This window comes from Xanthomonas prunicola (assembly GCF_025266575.1).
In the GTDB taxonomy this organism is placed as follows: Bacteria; Pseudomonadota; Gammaproteobacteria; order Xanthomonadales; family Xanthomonadaceae; genus Xanthomonas; species Xanthomonas prunicola.
The window spans coordinates 4,956,374-4,971,840 of record NZ_CP096142.1; the positions used below are offsets into that span (position 1 = coordinate 4,956,374).

Annotated in this window: 13 protein-coding genes and 1 pseudogene; 4 read left to right on the forward strand and 10 right to left on the reverse strand. The window is 64.8% G+C overall.

The window, feature by feature from the left end:
• Positions 1-51: 51 nt before the first annotated feature.
• Together M0D43_RS21155 and M0D43_RS21160 are read right to left on the reverse strand one after the other, a co-directional pair.
• Positions 52-2,496 (reverse strand): YbcC family protein, encoded by a 2,445-nt coding sequence (locus M0D43_RS21155; protein ID WP_252162899.1) that lies wholly within the window; start codon positions 2,494-2,496, stop codon positions 52-54.
• 21 nt (positions 2,497-2,517) lie between these two features.
• Complete coding sequence (locus M0D43_RS21160) at positions 2,518-4,089, reverse strand: proton-conducting transporter transmembrane domain-containing protein (RefSeq protein ID WP_260807582.1); 1,572 nt, start codon at positions 4,087-4,089, stop codon at positions 2,518-2,520.
• A gap of 109 nt (positions 4,090-4,198) precedes the next feature.
• On the opposite strand from M0D43_RS21160, the gene M0D43_RS21165 reads away from it, so the two are divergent.
• Entirely contained in the window at positions 4,199-5,089 is an 891-nt protein-coding gene (locus tag M0D43_RS21165; protein ID WP_252162900.1) for a LysR family transcriptional regulator, read from the forward strand.
• 31 nt (positions 5,090-5,120) lie between these two features.
• Here M0D43_RS21165 and M0D43_RS21170 read toward each other — a convergent pair whose 3' ends face one another.
• Together M0D43_RS21170 and M0D43_RS21175 are read right to left on the reverse strand one after the other, a co-directional pair.
• A complete protein-coding gene (locus M0D43_RS21170; RefSeq protein ID WP_252162901.1) occupies positions 5,121-5,807 on the reverse strand; it encodes a LysR substrate-binding domain-containing protein in 687 nt (228 codons plus the stop codon).
• A 78-nt stretch (positions 5,808-5,885) separates the two neighbouring features.
• A complete protein-coding gene (locus tag M0D43_RS21175) occupies positions 5,886-6,038 on the reverse strand; it encodes a helix-turn-helix domain-containing protein (RefSeq protein ID WP_252162902.1) in 153 nt (50 codons plus the stop codon).
• A gap of 102 nt (positions 6,039-6,140) precedes the next feature.
• Here M0D43_RS21175 and M0D43_RS21180 point away from each other — a divergent pair, with 102 nt between their 5' ends.
• Both M0D43_RS21180 and M0D43_RS21185 read left to right on the forward strand, forming a co-directional pair.
• Positions 6,141-6,485: a nuclear transport factor 2 family protein gene (locus M0D43_RS21180; RefSeq protein WP_252162903.1), complete on the forward strand. Its 345-nt coding sequence runs from the start codon at positions 6,141-6,143 to the stop codon at positions 6,483-6,485.
• Positions 6,486-6,772: 287 nt separating this feature from the next.
• Complete coding sequence (locus tag M0D43_RS21185) at positions 6,773-7,150, forward strand: Rap1a/Tai family immunity protein (RefSeq protein ID WP_252162904.1); 378 nt, start codon at positions 6,773-6,775, stop codon at positions 7,148-7,150.
• 27 nt (positions 7,151-7,177) lie between these two features.
• Here the strand turns inward: M0D43_RS21185 and M0D43_RS21190 are convergent.
• Positions 7,178-7,852 (reverse strand): annotated as a pseudogene (locus M0D43_RS21190) (YeiH family protein); the annotation flags it as partial.
• Entirely contained in the window at positions 7,849-8,592 is a 744-nt protein-coding gene (locus M0D43_RS21195) for an SDR family NAD(P)-dependent oxidoreductase (RefSeq protein ID WP_252162905.1), read from the reverse strand. The pseudogene M0D43_RS21190 and the gene M0D43_RS21195, both read right to left, overlap by 4 nt.
• An 88-nt stretch (positions 8,593-8,680) precedes the next feature.
• Here M0D43_RS21195 and M0D43_RS21200 point away from each other — a divergent pair, with 88 nt between their 5' ends.
• A complete protein-coding gene (locus M0D43_RS21200; protein WP_252162906.1) occupies positions 8,681-9,244 on the forward strand; it encodes a TetR/AcrR family transcriptional regulator in 564 nt (187 codons plus the stop codon).
• Between the two features lie 89 nt (positions 9,245-9,333).
• Here the strand turns inward: M0D43_RS21200 and M0D43_RS21205 are convergent, their stop codons facing one another.
• The 4 genes from M0D43_RS21205 to M0D43_RS21220 all read right to left on the reverse strand — a co-directional run bounded on the left by M0D43_RS21205 (position 9,334) and on the right by M0D43_RS21220 (position 15,156).
• Positions 9,334-9,954: a DUF8082 domain-containing protein gene (locus tag M0D43_RS21205; RefSeq protein WP_252162907.1), complete on the reverse strand. Its 621-nt coding sequence runs from the start codon at positions 9,952-9,954 to the stop codon at positions 9,334-9,336.
• Between the two features lie 42 nt (positions 9,955-9,996).
• Complete coding sequence (locus M0D43_RS21210; protein WP_252165144.1) at positions 9,997-11,151, reverse strand: Cache 3/Cache 2 fusion domain-containing protein; 1,155 nt, start codon at positions 11,149-11,151, stop codon at positions 9,997-9,999.
• Positions 11,152-11,429: 278 nt separating this feature from the next.
• The gene (locus M0D43_RS21215; protein WP_260807584.1) at positions 11,430-12,071 is read right to left on the reverse strand and encodes a response regulator; all 642 of its coding nucleotides are present in this window, start codon (positions 12,069-12,071) and stop codon (positions 11,430-11,432) included.
• The gene (locus M0D43_RS21220; protein WP_260807585.1) at positions 12,064-15,156 is read right to left on the reverse strand and encodes a sensor histidine kinase; all 3,093 of its coding nucleotides are present in this window, start codon (positions 15,154-15,156) and stop codon (positions 12,064-12,066) included. Before M0D43_RS21220 ends, M0D43_RS21215 begins: the two co-directional genes overlap by 8 nt.
• Positions 15,157-15,467 lie beyond the last annotated feature (311 nt).

Sequence of the window (15,467 nt, forward strand, 5' to 3'; positions counted from 1 at the left end):
GATTCGCCCTCGCCATTCCGAGCGAGGGCGCCAGTTCGGCCAGAAGCTGCTTTACGCAGCGGTGGGCGTGCGATTGCTCTCTGAGGCCGCATCGCCGAAACACGTCTCCCATTGCAGGTCGCCGAGATAGCGGCGCGCCATGCGGCCTTCGTCGTCCAGGGCGAACAGGTGCAGCCACCGATTGTCGAACAGGGCGCGGACCTGCGGGTGCCGTTCGAGGATCATGGCGATGGCTTCCGGTGGTGCCTCGATCAGCACGGAAAGTCGCAGCGGTTCGTGGGTCAGGCGTTCGCCGTCGTGCACTGACTGCCAGGGCAAGCCCGTGCGAAGGATCCCGCCGTTCCCCTCGACCACACCGATGCCGCCGGTGACGTTATGCAGCAGCTTGTTGCCGGCCCCGAAACTCTCGGGCGCAACGGTCGATCCGTAGTATTGCAGGCTGATCCAGCTGGCGACGACGACCGGTGCGGTCAGGATCAGCTCCAGCACACCGAAGCCTTCGTCGCACCGCCAGTCGTAATCGTGGAGGAAGGCCCGTCCCGCCAGGTCGCGGCCGGTGCTGCGTGAGCGCGGCGCAGCGATGAAGGCCTGGCATCCTGCAAGCGCCCATTCGGGGCGAATCTCGGCCCAGTCGCGGGCGCGATGTGCGATGTCCTGGCTGCGGTGCGCGCGAGGCAGGCGTATGGCGCGCTCTCCGCGTGCCAGCGCACCGGCTGCGGCCAGCCACTGCGTCACTTGGGCAAGATCCTGGGCATGCGCGGGGGAGGGATTGTCGTTGGTGAAGAGCGTCACTGCGTCGGTCGTGGTGTCGTGCAGTGCGGCCAGGAACAGCGTGTCTGCGGGAATGACGATGCCGCGCTCGGCAAGACCGAGGCGCACTTCTTTGTCGTTGAGCAGCGAAGCCAGTAGCCGCGCGTTCACTTCGCCCGAATAGCCGCCGCAGGCGCCGCAATGCAGTGCGCTGGCATGTGGGTTGTTGACGACCGTGGCGCCATGGCCGGCAAGCACGACCAACCGTGCGAAGTCGCTGGTGAACGACATCGCCTTGAGGATGCGCGAAGCCATGTTCAACCGCGTGTCCAGGTCCAGATCATGGGTCGGGCGCGGCGCGGGATCGTTCGGTGCGTGATGGCGGGCCAGCGCCAGCCCATCGCGCAGCAGCTTGGCAATGTAGATCGGGCCGGTGGCTTCGACGAAGGCGAAAGAGGAAATGGCCGCCAGCTTGAAGCGGCCCCACGCGCGCTTGGCACGTGCCGCAATCCGCGCGGTGAGGTCTGCCGCGTTCGCAGCCGGCGTCGCGTCTCCTGCGAAAGTGACCACCCCCGGGTTCAGCAGTACGGGCAGTCGCGCTTCGACCACGTCCGAGGCGAAGCGCCGATGGCCGATGCCGAAGCCGAAGAACCCTGCGAAGCCGAGCGTGGTGATACCGGAATCGAGGCTTTCCAATGCACGGCGGAACACTTCCGAGCGCACGTCGATGCAGAAGGCCATTTGCAACTTCAAGCGACCAGGGGAGAGCTGGGCTGACGAGGGTGCGGCCAGCACGGCGTTGAGCTTTCGCTGCGTCGCACGCTCGGCCGCTTCCTGCAGAATGCTATCGACGACATCCTCTGAAGACGCAGCGACCGGCTCGGCGTAAGTCGCGATCGCCGTGTGCCAGCCAGGCACCAGCGCGGAGCCGCCGTTGCCTAGCAGCGCGGCCTCCCAGAGCAGGCGAATGGCGAGCAGATCGGTAACGCATGCATCCGTTTGGCCGCTCAACTCCGCCTGCCAGAGCCGGTACCGGGCAAGCTGACCCCAGCCGCCCCACGTGGCCAGCAAGCGGTGGAAATAACCCTCCAGCGCGTCCTGCGAGAGTCCGAGGCGCGCGACGCAGTCGGCGATTGCGTCTTCGGCATTGGCGGGCGCATCCGCCACATAGCGTGCGAAACCTGCAAGGCCGGCGATTTCCGGGGTCAGGTCGTGGGTCGCGATGATCCGCCAGGTGCTGTAAGCACCGCCGGATTGGCCGACCGCCCAGAGCGCCTGGCCCTGATCGAAGTAGCCGGCGGCCCAGTGGCCGGTGCGCTCGTCGACGATGCCGGGCCAGTCGACTGCAGCGGCGTCGCGAGCGAGCTCGGCGACCGTGGGGATCGCTTGTGGGGCAGGGCGAGCGGCCTCGACGGCGTGTTGGAGCGCGGACACGCTCGGCGGGCGCAGCGCGGCCGGCGCGCTCTGCAAGGCCGCCTGCAGATCTTCTTCGGTGATCTCGCCGGACTGTAGCCGCTCTGCATACCAGGGCCGCGGCATGGTGACGGCGATACCGGACGCACGCCGCAGTCGCGCCGCCGCCATTTCCAGCGGCTCGCTGACCTGGCCGAGGAAGGGGTTGACCGCAACGCTGGAGGCGAGCGGCCATAGCGGCGGGATGGCGCGTGCCGCGCGCTGCGCGGCGGCGATGATCACATCGTGGGAGAGGGACGTAGACATGGTGGTGGTCGTCGTGGTCATCAGCATGGGTGCCTGGCAGTGAGGAGGTCAGGAGGTCTTGCGAACAGACCAGCCGCCGAGCAGGCGATCGATCGTGGCGTTGGCATACAGCCCATTGGAGAGGTGGACGCGGAGCCCGGCGGCAGCGGGGTGCGATGCCCAGAGTGGAAACAGCGCCTGCGCCACCGCCACTAGCCCGAAGCTCAGGACCGCGAGCGTCATCAGCGTCCACTCCAGCCGTCCCGGCGCCGGTGTCGCCGGCAGCACGCCGGCCGTCAGCCATTCGGCGGCGGTCTGCAGCGCGAAGTAGCCGATCGCCGCGGCGCTGGCGTAGATCGCCGTCTTGCGGGTAAGGGGGCGCGGCGCCGCATCGGCAAGGCCCTGGGCCAGCAAGTAGGCGACACCGAAGATCAGGATCGCGCCCAGTGCCAGCGCCTGTGGCGACTTGTGCTCGAAGCCGAAGGCGAACCCGAAGGCCGTGCCGATGCCGAGATAGATCGCCAGTGCGATCAAAAATGCGCGGCCGACCGCCGACCCATTCGGAACGGCGACCGGCCCGGGCCGGCGAATGGCTGCGACCTGCTCAACCGCTCCACCAGACGCCAGGAAGGCATGCGCCTTGTAGAGCGAGTGCGCGACGATGTGCAGCAATGCCAGCGGGAACAGCGCGAGACCGCACTGGAGCATCATGAAGCCCATCTGCGCGACCGTTGACCAGGCAAGCGAGGTCTTGACTGCCGGTTGGGTCAACATCACCAGCGCGCCGAACAATGCGGTGAACCCGCCCAACATGGCCAGCACGGCGAGCACGCCGGGAGCGGCAAGCATCAGGTCGGCGAAGCGGATCAGCAGGAAGCCGCCGCCATTGACCACCCCGGCGTGCAGCAACGCCGACACCGGCGTGGGGGCTTCCATCATTTCGGTGAGCCAGCCGTGAGTGGGGAACTGCGCCGATTTCAGCACTGCAGCGAGCGAGAGCAGGGCGGCCGCCGCGACCAGCGCCCATGCGTGCTGCCCGCTCCGGGCCAGCGCATTGATCGTGGCGATATCGGTCGTGCCCATGCTTTTCCAGAGCAGTACCGCTGCGCAGGTCAGGGCAATGCCGCCCGTGGTGGAAAACAGGCGCTTCTTGCGCGCTGCACGCTGCGCCTCCACGCGCTCGGGATAGAACAGCAGCAGGCGATGCAGCGCGATGCTGGTGGCGATCCAAGCGGTGACGACCTGGACCAGGTTGCCTGCTTGCACCAGCAGCAGGACCGCTGCGAGCGCGATGCATAGCCAGCCGGTGAAGTAGCCCTGGCGCGCTTCGCCGTCGAGGTAGGTGCGTGCGTACCGCACGACGATCCAGCCGACGAAGGCCACCAGCAGGAGCATGGTCACGCTGACCGCGTCGAGCCGTGCGGACAGGCCGATACCGCCCCATCCGATCAACCGGCTGCTGCCGGTGCCTCGCAACAGCAGGAGTGCAAGTGACGCGATCGCGATCAGTAACGCGCCGAGCGCGGCGCCTTCGGCGATGAGGGGAACCCCGCTTGGGCGGCGGCCGCTGCGAACCAGGGCGACGACAGCGGCGGTCAGCAGCAGGAGTGGTGCGAACAGTGGGAGTAGATAGAGCGACAAGGCGATCCCCTAAGAACGAGCGTGGTGGCGAGCTGCGCCACGATAGCGATCGGTAGGGTCGAAAAAAAATTCATTGTTCTTGCAGATTCGTTCGTTATTATCGAACGATATGGCCGCCTTGAACTACAACCACTTGCGCTACTTCTGGGCAGTCGCGCACGACGGCAATCTCACCCGCACGGCCGAGCGCCTCAACCTCACCCAGTCGGCGTTGTCGGTGCAGATCCGCAAACTGGAAGAGCGCCTTGGACATGCGCTGTTCGAACGCCGCGGGCGGCAACTCCATCTGACCGAAGCGGGGCAGATCGTGCTGGACCATGCCGATGCGATCTTTGCCACCGGCGATGAGCTGCTCGGCACGCTGCGGCAGACAGGTGCGGCGCGGCAGGCGCTGCGCGTCGGCTCGCTGGCCACGCTGTCGCGCAACTTCCAGATGGAGTTCCTGGGCCCACTGCTCGGCCGCACCGACATCGACCTCATTCTGCGTTCGGGCAGCGCAGGTGAACTGCTGCGCGCGCTGGAGGCGCTCAACCTCGACGTGGTGCTGCTGAATCGGGCCCCGGCCGGTGACGCGCTGTCCCCATTCGTCACCCACCGGCTTGCGGAGTATCCGGTCAGCCTGGTGGGGACACCGGATCGGTTGGGCCATGCCGCCAGCTTCGCCGACCGGCTTCGCAACCACCCCATCATCTTGCCCACGGTCGATAGCAGCGTGCGCATCGGCTTCGACGCGTTGGCCGATCGCCTGGGCGTGCGGCCGCAGATCGTGGCGGAAGTGGAGGACATGGCGATGATGCGACTACTTGCCCGCGAGGACATCGGCCTGGCCGTTCTGCCACCGATCGTGGTCAAAGACGAGATTGCCGCTGGCGCACTGATGGAAGGCGATCAATTTCCGGACATCGTGGAGACGTTCCATGCCGTCACCATGTCGCGGCGCTTTCCGAATCCGTTGGTACGGCTTCTGCTTCAGCCTGCGGCGTCGTCTGGAAACCTGTAGCTCCATCCCGATTTCGCGATGGGGCATGGGCCTAAGGCTCAAGGAGATCGAACGGTGGTCGGTCCAACAGGCAGTCGATGAAAGCGCCCAGGAGAGCTGGCCGATGCTGCCTGTTCGGGTAGTAGAGGAACAGCCCCGGCCGCGAAATCGACCAGTCCGCCAGGATCTGGACCAGCCGTCCCTGAGCCAATAACGCGCCGACGCCATCCCGCTCGAAGTGGTAAGCGATGCCGAGCCCATTCAACGCGGCAGCAATGCCGATATCGGCGTGATTGGTGACCACAGGGCCGTCCACCGCCACTTCCAGGCGTTGCCCGCGCTTTTCGAACTCCCAGCGATAGTGCCTGCCGTCCATGTGCAGCCGCCAGTTGATGCATGCATGGTCATGCAGCTCGGCAGGCGACTTGGGCGTTCCTCGACGCGCGAGGTAGCCCGGGGACGCGACGGCGACCATGTTCAGATCCGGCGTCAGGCGGACCGCAACCATGTCTTTCTCAAGCTGGCCGCCGACGCGGATGCCCGCATCAAAACGGCCAACGACGATGTCGGCCGGCGCGTCGTCGACCACGAGGTCGAGCACGACGTCGGGGTGTGCGTGATGGAAGCGCGCCAGCCGGGGCGCAATGATGGTTCGTGCTGCAATTCCCAGCGTGTTGATGCGCAGCGTCCCGCGCATCTGGCCTGTGGCTTCACCGGCTTCGGCGACGGCAGCCGCCATCTCGCGAAATAGCGGCGCGATGCGGTTGTAGAGCAGTTCGCCACTTGCCGAACGGCGCGACGCTGCGCGTCGTGCGATTCACAGGCGCGCGCCGATGCGCCCTTCCAACTGACGAATGGTCTGACTCAGTGCCGACGGCGACAGGCCCAGATGCTCTGCGGCCCGCGCAAAGCTCTGACGCTCCACCACGGCCACGAAGGCTTTCAGCTCAGCAAAATCAGCCCCGCGCATTATGCATTCCTTTCTGCCTAGCCCATCCGGATTCTAGAGTATTCACTGAATTCACTTCGGTGCGCATGCTGAGGCCTCCACTCACTCGACGGAGCTAGCAACATGGACATCTGGACCCTTCCCGAGCCGATTGCCGCGTACTTCGCGGCCGAGCACGACCCCGACGCCTTGGCGCATTGCTTCACCGCGCACGCCGTCATGACCGACGACGGTCACCGCTATACGGGCATCGACGCGATCAAGGCTTTCATGGCCGAGGCATCGGCCAAGTACGCCGCAACGAGCGTGCCGTTCGCCATTGAGCGCGAGGACGGCATCCACTGCGTGCGCGCCAACGTCGGCGGCAATTTTCCCGGCAGCCCGGTCGTGTTGTCGTATCGCTTTCGCCTCGAACGCGGCCTGATCGCATCGCTTGAGGTCACGGTATCAGCTTCGACCTGCATCTGACCGGCCACCAGGCCGTGGTCACCGGCGGCACGCTGGGCCTGGGCGCTGCAGTGGTGAAAACCCTTATAGACGCCGGTTTGATCGTCTTCTTGGCCTCCCCGCGCGCGGCCTCGATCGCGGGGTCTGAATACCGGATCGACGGCGGGACGGTATCTACGGTGTAGGCTAGATTCTGTGGTGTGTGTCTTGCGCATGACGGACACACGAGAAACCGCAGCTGTTGGCAACGCTACTCATTATCGCGGGAGCCACGTATGCGTTGGATGGATGTTTGCAGTCGTCGCCGGATGCTGACGGCGATCTTGCTCTGCGCAGTGATGCCCGCTGCATGGGCGGGTTCGGACGACGCCAGCGGTAAGCGCGACTGGATCGTCAGTGGCGCCGAGTTGATGCAGGGGATCGAGGGCAAACAGGGCGGCGTGGCGAGTGGTAACCAGGCCCGACGTCAATTGGCGAGTACGCGCGCGATGGCCTACATCGAAGGCGTGGCCGATGCCAGCAGTGGTGTGCGATGGTGCGGGGAAGGGCAGATGCTTCCGCACGAGCTGGTCGATCGGGTCTACAGCTATCAACGCGGTTTGCCCGCCGAGCGCCTGCAACAAAGCGCAGCCACGCTGGTGGTCGAGGCACTGGCGCAGGCGTTCCCGTGTGCCTCCACGCCTTGATGGGCAGCGCCCATCCGAGGCGCCGCGTCAGTTGAGCAGGGCGGTGATGCCGACAGTGATGGCATCACCGCCGCAAACCAGCCAGGCAAACAACACGGCCGCGAGTGCCAGCGGCTTGATGCCGGCGTTGCGGATGGCCGAGACGTGCATCGTCAGGCCCAGTCCGGCCATGGCCATCGCGAGCAGGACGGTGTCGATGTCGATCATCTGCTGCACCGGCGCACGGGGCAGCAGCGCCAGTGAGTTGAGTCCGGCGACCACACAGAATCCGAGCGCGAACCAGGGAATCACAATGCCGCCGCGCTGCGCGGCGTGGCCTTGGTCAGGACCAGCCTCGTTCTCTAACACCTCTGCGTGCTTGCCATCGGCGCGAGAAAGATGGGCCGACAGGGCAGCAAGAAACGGCGCCAGCAGCATCACCCGCACCATCTTGGCGATGACGGCGGTAGTGACGGTCTACTCGCTGACGGCGCGACCGGCCGCGACCACCTGTGCCACTTCGTGAATGGTGGAGCCGGCGAACACGCCGTATGCCGTCGGCGACAGCTCGAACACGCGGTAGTGCGCGATCAGGTGATACAACACCGGATACAGAACCATCGCCAACGTGCCGAACACCACCACCGTGGCCACCGCGACGATCAGCACGGCCTCCACGCGCAGGGATCGCCATGCACCGCACGCGACTTGCCCAAGGCCTAAACCGCAGCGACACCGCCATCGACGAAAAGCTCATGTCCGGCGACAAAGCTACTCTCGCTTGATGCCAGGAATAGGACTGCCCGCGCTACCTCGTTCGGTTCCGCCAACCGTCCTAGCGGAACACTTTTGCTCAGCGTCTCTTCAACTTCCGGTTGCGAGTCGAGGTAGCTCCGTATCAGGCGCGTTTGCGTGCCACCAGGCGAGACGACGTTCACGCGGATGCCTCGCTCCTTGAGGTCGTTGGTCCAGCTTCGGGCGAAGGAGCGCACCGCTGCCTTGCTGGCGTTGTAAAGAGACTGGCCTGGCAGACCTTTACTGCCGGCGATGGAGCCGTTGAGGACGACAGCGCTGCCCGCGGTCATCAGCGGTAGCGCTTTTTGCACGGTGAACACCATGCCTTTCACATTGACGTCGAAGGTCGCGTCGAAATGCGGATCGTCGATCGCATCGAGTGGGACGACCTCGTAGATGCCTGCATTGGCGAACACGACATCGACCTTGTGGTGATCGCGTTGGATCCGTTCGTAAAGCCGAGCGACGTCGCCGGAGTTGGTGACGTCGCCTTGCACACCCACTGCTCCGTAACCGATTTCCTTTACGGCCTCGGCAAGTGCTTCTTGCCGACGCCCCGTGATGTACACGTGCGCGCCTTCCATGGCGAACAGCTTCGCCGTTGCCAGACCGATGCCATCGCTGCCCCCAGTGATCACCACCACTTTGTTTTCAAAACGTTTCGTCATTTTCCGGTGCCTTTTCAGATATGTGGAGGGTTGCTCCACTTATGATATGGAGGTAGCCTCCACTTGACAACAAGAAGGTGGGAAACGAGTGAGTGATGAACCTGCACTGCGGGCTGACGCGAAGATAAATCGGGAACTTATCCTTTCTGCAGCTGAAGCGCTTTTTCTCGAAAAAGGAGCTGGTGTCTCGTTGGAGGAAGTTGCCAAGCGTGCAGGTGTCGGCATCGGTACGCTTTATCGTCGGTTTCCCACGCGCGAGGCATTGTTGGCTGCGACCAGCAACGAGCGTTTCCTGTCGCTGGCGCAAGCCAGCCGTACGCGCGACCGGGACCTTGCCCCAGGCGAGGCGGTACGCGCGTACCTGGAAGAACTTGCCAGGAACACGAGCATTTATCAGAGCCTTGCTGCTTCGATTGGGGCTGTTATCCAATGCGGGACGCCCGGCTGTAATGCGATCACCGCGGAAGGCCGCCGGCTGCTTCAGCGCGGGCAGGACGCGGGTACGATCCGTCGCGACGTCACTTATGAGGATTTCATTTGCATGGTCACTGCGATTTCCCTTGCAGTCGAAAATGATCATTCATCGAAATCGCGTATCGGACATCTTGTCGACGTGTTCTTGAATGGCATCAGCGTGAAAAGTTCGGATTAGCCACCGATAATTCAACGATCCCCGCACGCGTGGGCGCAAAAAAAGCCGCGCAATGCGCGGCTTGATCCTGGATCTATTGCAGTTGCAGGTCAGCGCAGCTTGGCCAGCGCCACACGCGCATCAGCCATGAACTTCTGCGCTTCCTGCGGTGTTGCCAGGTTGGTGCCGAGCTGGCTAAGCACCTGCTCGATGTCGCTGGAGGCGTCCCAGGCTTCATCGCACAGCATGCCGGCGATTGGGCCGAGATAATTCAGCGCGATCGCTTCCAGTGCATCGCGGACGCGATCGTCGGGTCCAGCGTTATTGCCGCTGGAACCCGGCGCCGCACTCGCGCTTGCAACGGGTGCCGCAGGTGCCGGGGTCGGTGCCACGACGGCACGCGCCGGAGCAGGGGCGCCGCCCAGGTCCTGCTCGAAGCCGCCCATCAACCACTGGCGCGAGTCGTCGCTCAGTAGCGATGGCTTGCCCAGGCCGGCACTGGGGTCGACCTGGAAGCGGGCCTTCGCGGCGCCAACCATGGTGAGGCGTTGCACCGCCTCATCATTGCGCAGCATGCGGAATACCACCTCTTCGATCTGCCCGCTGTTGATGCGGACAATGCAGGAATGGTTTTCCTCGGTGACGATAAACAGAAAGCCGGACGCTTTTTTCAGCGCCAACGCCCTGAGTTCGCGCAGCACCTCGATCAGCGGAGGGAATTCATTGGACATGCCGTCTTCCTTGCCTCATTCGTTCGGATGGGAAGGGCTGGCTCAGCGTTTGCTGAGCCGCTCCATCGCCAGGCGCACGCTATTGGACAAGCGCGAAATCGCCCTTGCCAGGGTGCCGATCTCGTCCTTGAGGTTGACCTCGGCGATGGTGTGATTCCATTTGCCCATGCTGAGTTCTTCCGCCACGGCGGTGAGGTTCTGGACGGGGCGCAATACGCGGTTCCAGATCAGCGCGGACTGCACGCCGACCATGAGTGCGCAGACGAGCAGGCCGATGCCGGCAATCCACAACGATTGATGCAAGATCAAGGTGTTGATGTCGCTCTTGGGATAGGCCGATGCCAAGGTGAAGCCCCAATTGCGTATCTCCTCTTTAACCACCACCCAGTCTTCCGGGCTCTCCTTGACGATCCGCTCGATGGTGGCGCTATCGGTGGTGGAACCAGTGGTCGACTGGAAGCGCAATTTATTCTTGCTGTCCAACACCGCGACGAAGCCAGACGAGAGCATGCTACGGCTGCCGATCACGGTCGCCAGCTCAGGCGTATCGGCCTTGTAGGCGATAGCCAAAGCACCGATGACGCGTTTGTCGTTGTCGGCAAAGATCGGTTCGTAGCGAGTCACATATGGGTTGCCGAGAACATCGAGCACACCATAGAAGCTCTCTCCATTGCGCAGCTTGCCAGCGGCCTTGCTGTTCGGATCGAGCACGGTGCCGACGGCGCGATTGCCATCGGCATTGGTGATGTTGGTGGAGATACGAACGAAGTCGTCGCCGGCACGAGAAAAAATCGTTGCGTTGCCCTGCTTACTGATGGAAGCGCCGTCGTCGACCAAGCTGGAAGTGGCGGCGTCGACCAAGCCGAACGTATTGGCCTGCGACTTCTGACCCAGCAGTATGTCGTTGGCAGTGCGGCGCCCGACGCGGACTTGGTTCCCTTGACTGGCCGGGCCTAGCTCATCGACTTGCTTGCGCAGATTGCGCATGGAGACGTCGACGCGATCGAGCAGCATCTCGCGGGTAAGCGAGAACATGGTCTGGCTCAGAATCGAGGTACGTCGGATCGACGCTTCGGTTTCAGACTCGATCCGTCTTGCTTCGGTAACAGCCAGGATCACAGTTAGTCCCGACATCACGATCAGCCCCAAGGCCAATACCGGCAGCAGCAGGCGCACCCGCAAAGAGTGACGAAGCATTGCATTCCCCCTGAACGCATTAAGAAAAATGTACGACACTGCGCGCGTTGCGCAGTGCGATGGTTGGTGTCTTGGTTACTAGCGGCCGATGAAAGCCATGCTGAAGCGGCTCCCCAGCCGCACCCCATGCATACGATAGCGCAAGCCGATCTATTTTGTGATGCGCTTCTCGCCTCTGCGTGTGTGTTGATTCAACATTCGCTCCCGCATGGAGCGGGCCAACAGGCCGTTTTGCCTTGCCAGCTATGGAGGCGGTCGCTTGGCGACCGTTCGTCTGCTCAGGTGTCCAACGACAGGATGCCACGCCGCAGCGCGACGGTGACCGCATGGGTGCGGTCGCGTACGCCGAGCTTGGCCAGGATGTTCTTCATATGCGCCTTGACCGTTTCTTCGGAGATACTCAAGGCGCTGCCGATCTGTTTGTTGGAACAGCCGGTGGCGACCAGGTTCAGCACCTCGGTCTCGCGTGCGGACAGGGCATCGTCGAGCACATGGGCGGCAATGTTTTCTGCCACCGAGGCCGGAACATGCCGGCGCTGGCCGCGGCGCACGTCGCGGATGGTGTCGACCAACTCGCGGCGCAGTGCGCTCTTGAGCAGGTAACCGCAGGCGCCGGCCTGCAGGGCGCGCACCGCACGCACGTCACCGGTATATGTGGTCAACACGATGACTTTGGCAGCGGAATCGACACGGCAAATGCGCTGGATCGCTTCGACTCCGTCCACGCGCGGCATCTGCAGATCCATCAACACCACGTCCGGACGCAGGCGGGTGTAGCAGGCCACCGCTTGCTCGCCGTCTTCGGCTTCGCCGACCACCCGCATGTCGTGTTCGGCGGCGAGCATGGCGCTGAGCCCATCGCGCAGCAGCGGATGGTCGTCTACCACCAGCACCCCGGTTGGGCGGACCATTTCAGCCATTGGAGCTCTCCGTGGATCGTGCTGTGTGAAATGGCCACCAGCATCGTCTGGCGTGCACATAAGCGGCATGGGCGGGCAGGGTGATCTGGATTTCGGTGCCGCTGCCGGGGCGCGACCACAGCTGCATCTTGGCGCCGATGCGCTGCGCGCGTTCCTGCATGCCGGTCAGACCCCAGTGCCCGGTGCGGGCGTGGCCGTGCAGCACATCCGGGTCCAGGCCGCGGCCATCGTCGCGGATGCGCAGCGTGAAGTCACGTGAACCGTAACGCAATTCCAGCGCGATGCCGGTGGCATCGGCGTGCCGGTCGGCATTGGCCAGCGCTTCGCGGCCGAGCTGGAACAGCTCGTCGGCCACCAGGGGGCGCAAGCGCATGGGCCGGCCGTCGACAGAGACCTGTAGTGCGGCGCTCGGCGGCGGCATGGTGGCGTTGCGCGCCCGTTGCATGGCAGCGGCGAGGTCTTCGTGCAGGGATTGGCTGTCGCGCAGCCCGTTGACGCGGTCGCGGCCTTCGGCGAGTGCGTTTTCGGCCAGGTCGACGGCCTGTTCCAGCTCCAGTCGACGCGGGTCGTTCCAGGGCAGCGAGCGGCTGGCGGCATGCAGCCGCAGGATCAGCCCCTGGGTGCCTTGCAGCAAGGTGTCGTGCAATTCGCGGGCGATGCGTTCGCGTTCGCGATAACGCTCTTCCAGGCGCGCGCGCAGCCTACCGGCCACGTGCCGGGCGCGCATCCGCCAAGCGATGCCGAGCGCCAGCAGCAGGGCCAGCACGCAGCACACCTTGAACTGCCAGGTCTGCACGAAGGCGGCCTCGATGACAAAATCCAGGGTGTCGCCGCGCGCGTTCCAGACCCCATCGTTGTTGGCCGCAGCAATCCGGAAGCGGTAACGGCCTGGCGCGAGGTTGGTATAGAAGGCCTCGTTGCGGTTGCCGGCGTCCTGCCACCGGGGATCCACGCCTTCCAGCCGGTAACGGAACCGCACGCGTTCCGGGCGGGTGAGGCTGATTGCGTCGTAGCCGATGCGCAGGCGGTCGGTCCCTTCGGGCAGGTGCAGGCCATCCTGACGCGGGTAGAGACGGTCGTTAGCGACCACGTCGGTGATGAACACCTCCGGCGCGGTCGGGTTGCGGTAGGTGTGCTCGGGATCAAGCCAGGCCATGCCTTGGTTGGTGGCGAACCAGAGCAGACCATCGGCAGCGGCCACCGCGGTGGGTACCGGGGTGGCCTGTTGGGCGACGCCGGGCAGGCCATCCATGATGTCGTACACGCGCAGGGTTGGGCTGGCCACTCCGGTGCGCAGGCTGCGCAACAACGCCTGCCTGCCGATTTGCACCACGCCGCGATTGCCGTTCAACCAGAAGGTGTCGTGGCGGTCGCGCACGATGCCGGTGATGCCCTGCAGCAGCGGATTTGCCTGATCGGCCACTTGCTGGAAGCGGCCATCGTGACGGAGCACGGCAAGCCCGCTTTCGCCGGCCACCAGGGTCAGGGCGGCGCTGCGCCAGATCGCGGTGATCGGGCCGACCGCCAAGCCGTCGTTGGCGGTGTAGTGCTGCAGCTGCCCGCCACGCAGCACGCTGACCTCGCCCTTGACCGTGCCCATCCATAGTGCGGCATCGGGCGCGGTGACGAGGACGGAACAGGGTTCGTCCAGCAGGCGGGTCATCGCCTGCCAGCGATTGCCATCCCAGCGCTGCGGGCCGCTGGCGTCGGGGCATACCCAGGGAGCGTTCTGCGCATCGACGGTGAACGCGCGGATCGAGCCGGTTAGCACGTCCTGCGGTAAGGGCAGGGATTGCGTGCGTCCTTCCTGCAGGCGTAGCAGGTGGTTGTCACCGAGTAGCCAACCGTTGGCGGTGGAGGGCACTTTCAACACGCTGGCAGGAGCGCCGCGTTGCAGGCGTTCGATGCCCGAACGCGTCAATGCCAGCTGGCGCTCATCGCGCAGGACCGCCAGCAACAGCGGTGCGTTCGGCGTGGCTGCGGCCGCGAAGATCGCCACCGCGGTGGTCTGCCCGGGTAGCAACGCCGAAAGCGGGAGCAGCGCGCGGTGGCGGAAGCGGTTGAGCCCAAGGTTGGTGCCGGCCCACAGATTGCCTTCTTGATCTTCCAGCAGCGGGCCGGCGGTAGACGAGGTCAGACCCTGCACCGGACCATAGCGTTCCAGCACCGGCGCCGGCGACGTGGGTTGGGCGACACGGAACACCCCGCCTGCGCTGTAGTCGCTGCCCCACAGCGCGCCGTCGCGCATGAACCGGATGCGACCCGCAAACAGGCCGGGAAACTGCAGCTGGTCGCGTGCTGCGGCGGATAACACCGCGCCATGCGTGTCGGTCAGCGCGAACACGCCGCGGTGCGGATCGGCGACCCAGATCGTGCCATCCGGATGCTCGGCCATGGTGGTGAAGTGCCCGACCTGCTGTCCGGTGGATTCGAAGCGTTGTCCGCCGGGCCGCAGCAACAGGATGCGGCTGCCATCGCTCACCCACAGGATGCCGCGGCGATCGTGCAGCAGCCATTGCGCGCTTGCTTCCGGGTAGCCCCAGTCGGCGCCCGCCCGCTGCCAGCGTTGCCCGTCGAACCAGCACAGCCCGCCATCGATTGCCGCCCACAGACGGCCGCTGCCATCGCGTTCGATGCGGAACACCATCCCGTCCGGCACATCCTTGCCAGGGACGAAATGGGTGAGGTGACCGTCGGCCAGGCGATCAATGCCGGCGTTGAAATAGCCGATCCACGCGCCATCGTCCGCGGTCAGCGACAGCGCCGTCATGTTGTGCGATGCGTAGGCTTCGCCCTCCGGTGCTGCCTGCCGGGTGAAGTGTTCGCCGTCGAACTTGAACAGCCCGAAGCCGGTCGCCAGCCACAACGCACCGCCGTCGGCTTGCTGGATGTCCCAGATATCGGCCGGTGCACCGCGCTCGATGCTCCAGGCGGTGTGGTGGAATTGCAGTAGCCCGTTGCGCGTCGTCGCGATGCCGGCCGCCCGGACCGGCGCGCAGAGCAGAACTACCCAGCACAGCGTCACCACCGCAGCCGCGCACAAGCGCGACAAGAACGGCGAACGGATGAGGGGGGCATGCGGCATCGCATCATTGTCAGGCGGGATCGGGGCAAGCACCACCACCTCTTTCGAGGGAGGGACGTGCGCGGCGAAATCGGTTAGCGCCCGCCGCAACGGCGTACGTGTGATGCGGCAGCGTGCTGCGCGAATTTGTAGGGCAGCACGTAACGCTCGGCATGCTGCAACTCCGCTGCAACGGATCGCAGTGGCGTTCGCTTGGTGGTCGCGCTGGCTTGATCTCTGTGCTGATCGCATTGCTGAAAGGCGACGCGCTGGCTGCCTGGTGCGATGCGGATGTTCTGCGATGCGTTTGCGTTATTTCGATTCGACGACGT

Coding starts and splice junctions, on each gene's coding strand:
- M0D43_RS21155 (WP_252162899.1), bottom strand. CDS start 2,496: ATGCTGATGACCACGACGACCACCACCATGTCTACGTCCCTCTCCCAC.
- M0D43_RS21165 (WP_252162900.1), top strand. CDS start 4,199: ATGGCCGCCTTGAACTACAACCACTTGCGCTACTTCTGGGCAGTCGCG.
- M0D43_RS21170 (WP_252162901.1), bottom strand. CDS start 5,807: ATGGCGGCTGCCGTCGCCGAAGCCGGTGAAGCCACAGGCCAGATGCGC.
- M0D43_RS21175 (WP_252162902.1), bottom strand. CDS start 6,038: ATGCGCGGGGCTGATTTTGCTGAGCTGAAAGCCTTCGTGGCCGTGGTG.
- M0D43_RS21180 (WP_252162903.1), top strand. CDS start 6,141: ATGGACATCTGGACCCTTCCCGAGCCGATTGCCGCGTACTTCGCGGCC.
- M0D43_RS21185 (WP_252162904.1), top strand. CDS start 6,773: ATGCTGACGGCGATCTTGCTCTGCGCAGTGATGCCCGCTGCATGGGCG.
- M0D43_RS21195 (WP_252162905.1), bottom strand. CDS start 8,592: ATGACGAAACGTTTTGAAAACAAAGTGGTGGTGATCACTGGGGGCAGC.
- M0D43_RS21205 (WP_252162907.1), bottom strand. CDS start 9,954: ATGTCCAATGAATTCCCTCCGCTGATCGAGGTGCTGCGCGAACTCAGG.
- M0D43_RS21210 (WP_252165144.1), bottom strand. CDS start 11,151: ATGCTTCGTCACTCTTTGCGGGTGCGCCTGCTGCTGCCGGTATTGGCC.
- M0D43_RS21215 (WP_260807584.1), bottom strand. CDS start 12,071: ATGGCTGAAATGGTCCGCCCAACCGGGGTGCTGGTGGTAGACGACCAT.
- M0D43_RS21220 (WP_260807585.1), bottom strand. CDS start 15,156: ATGCCGCATGCCCCCCTCATCCGTTCGCCGTTCTTGTCGCGCTTGTGC.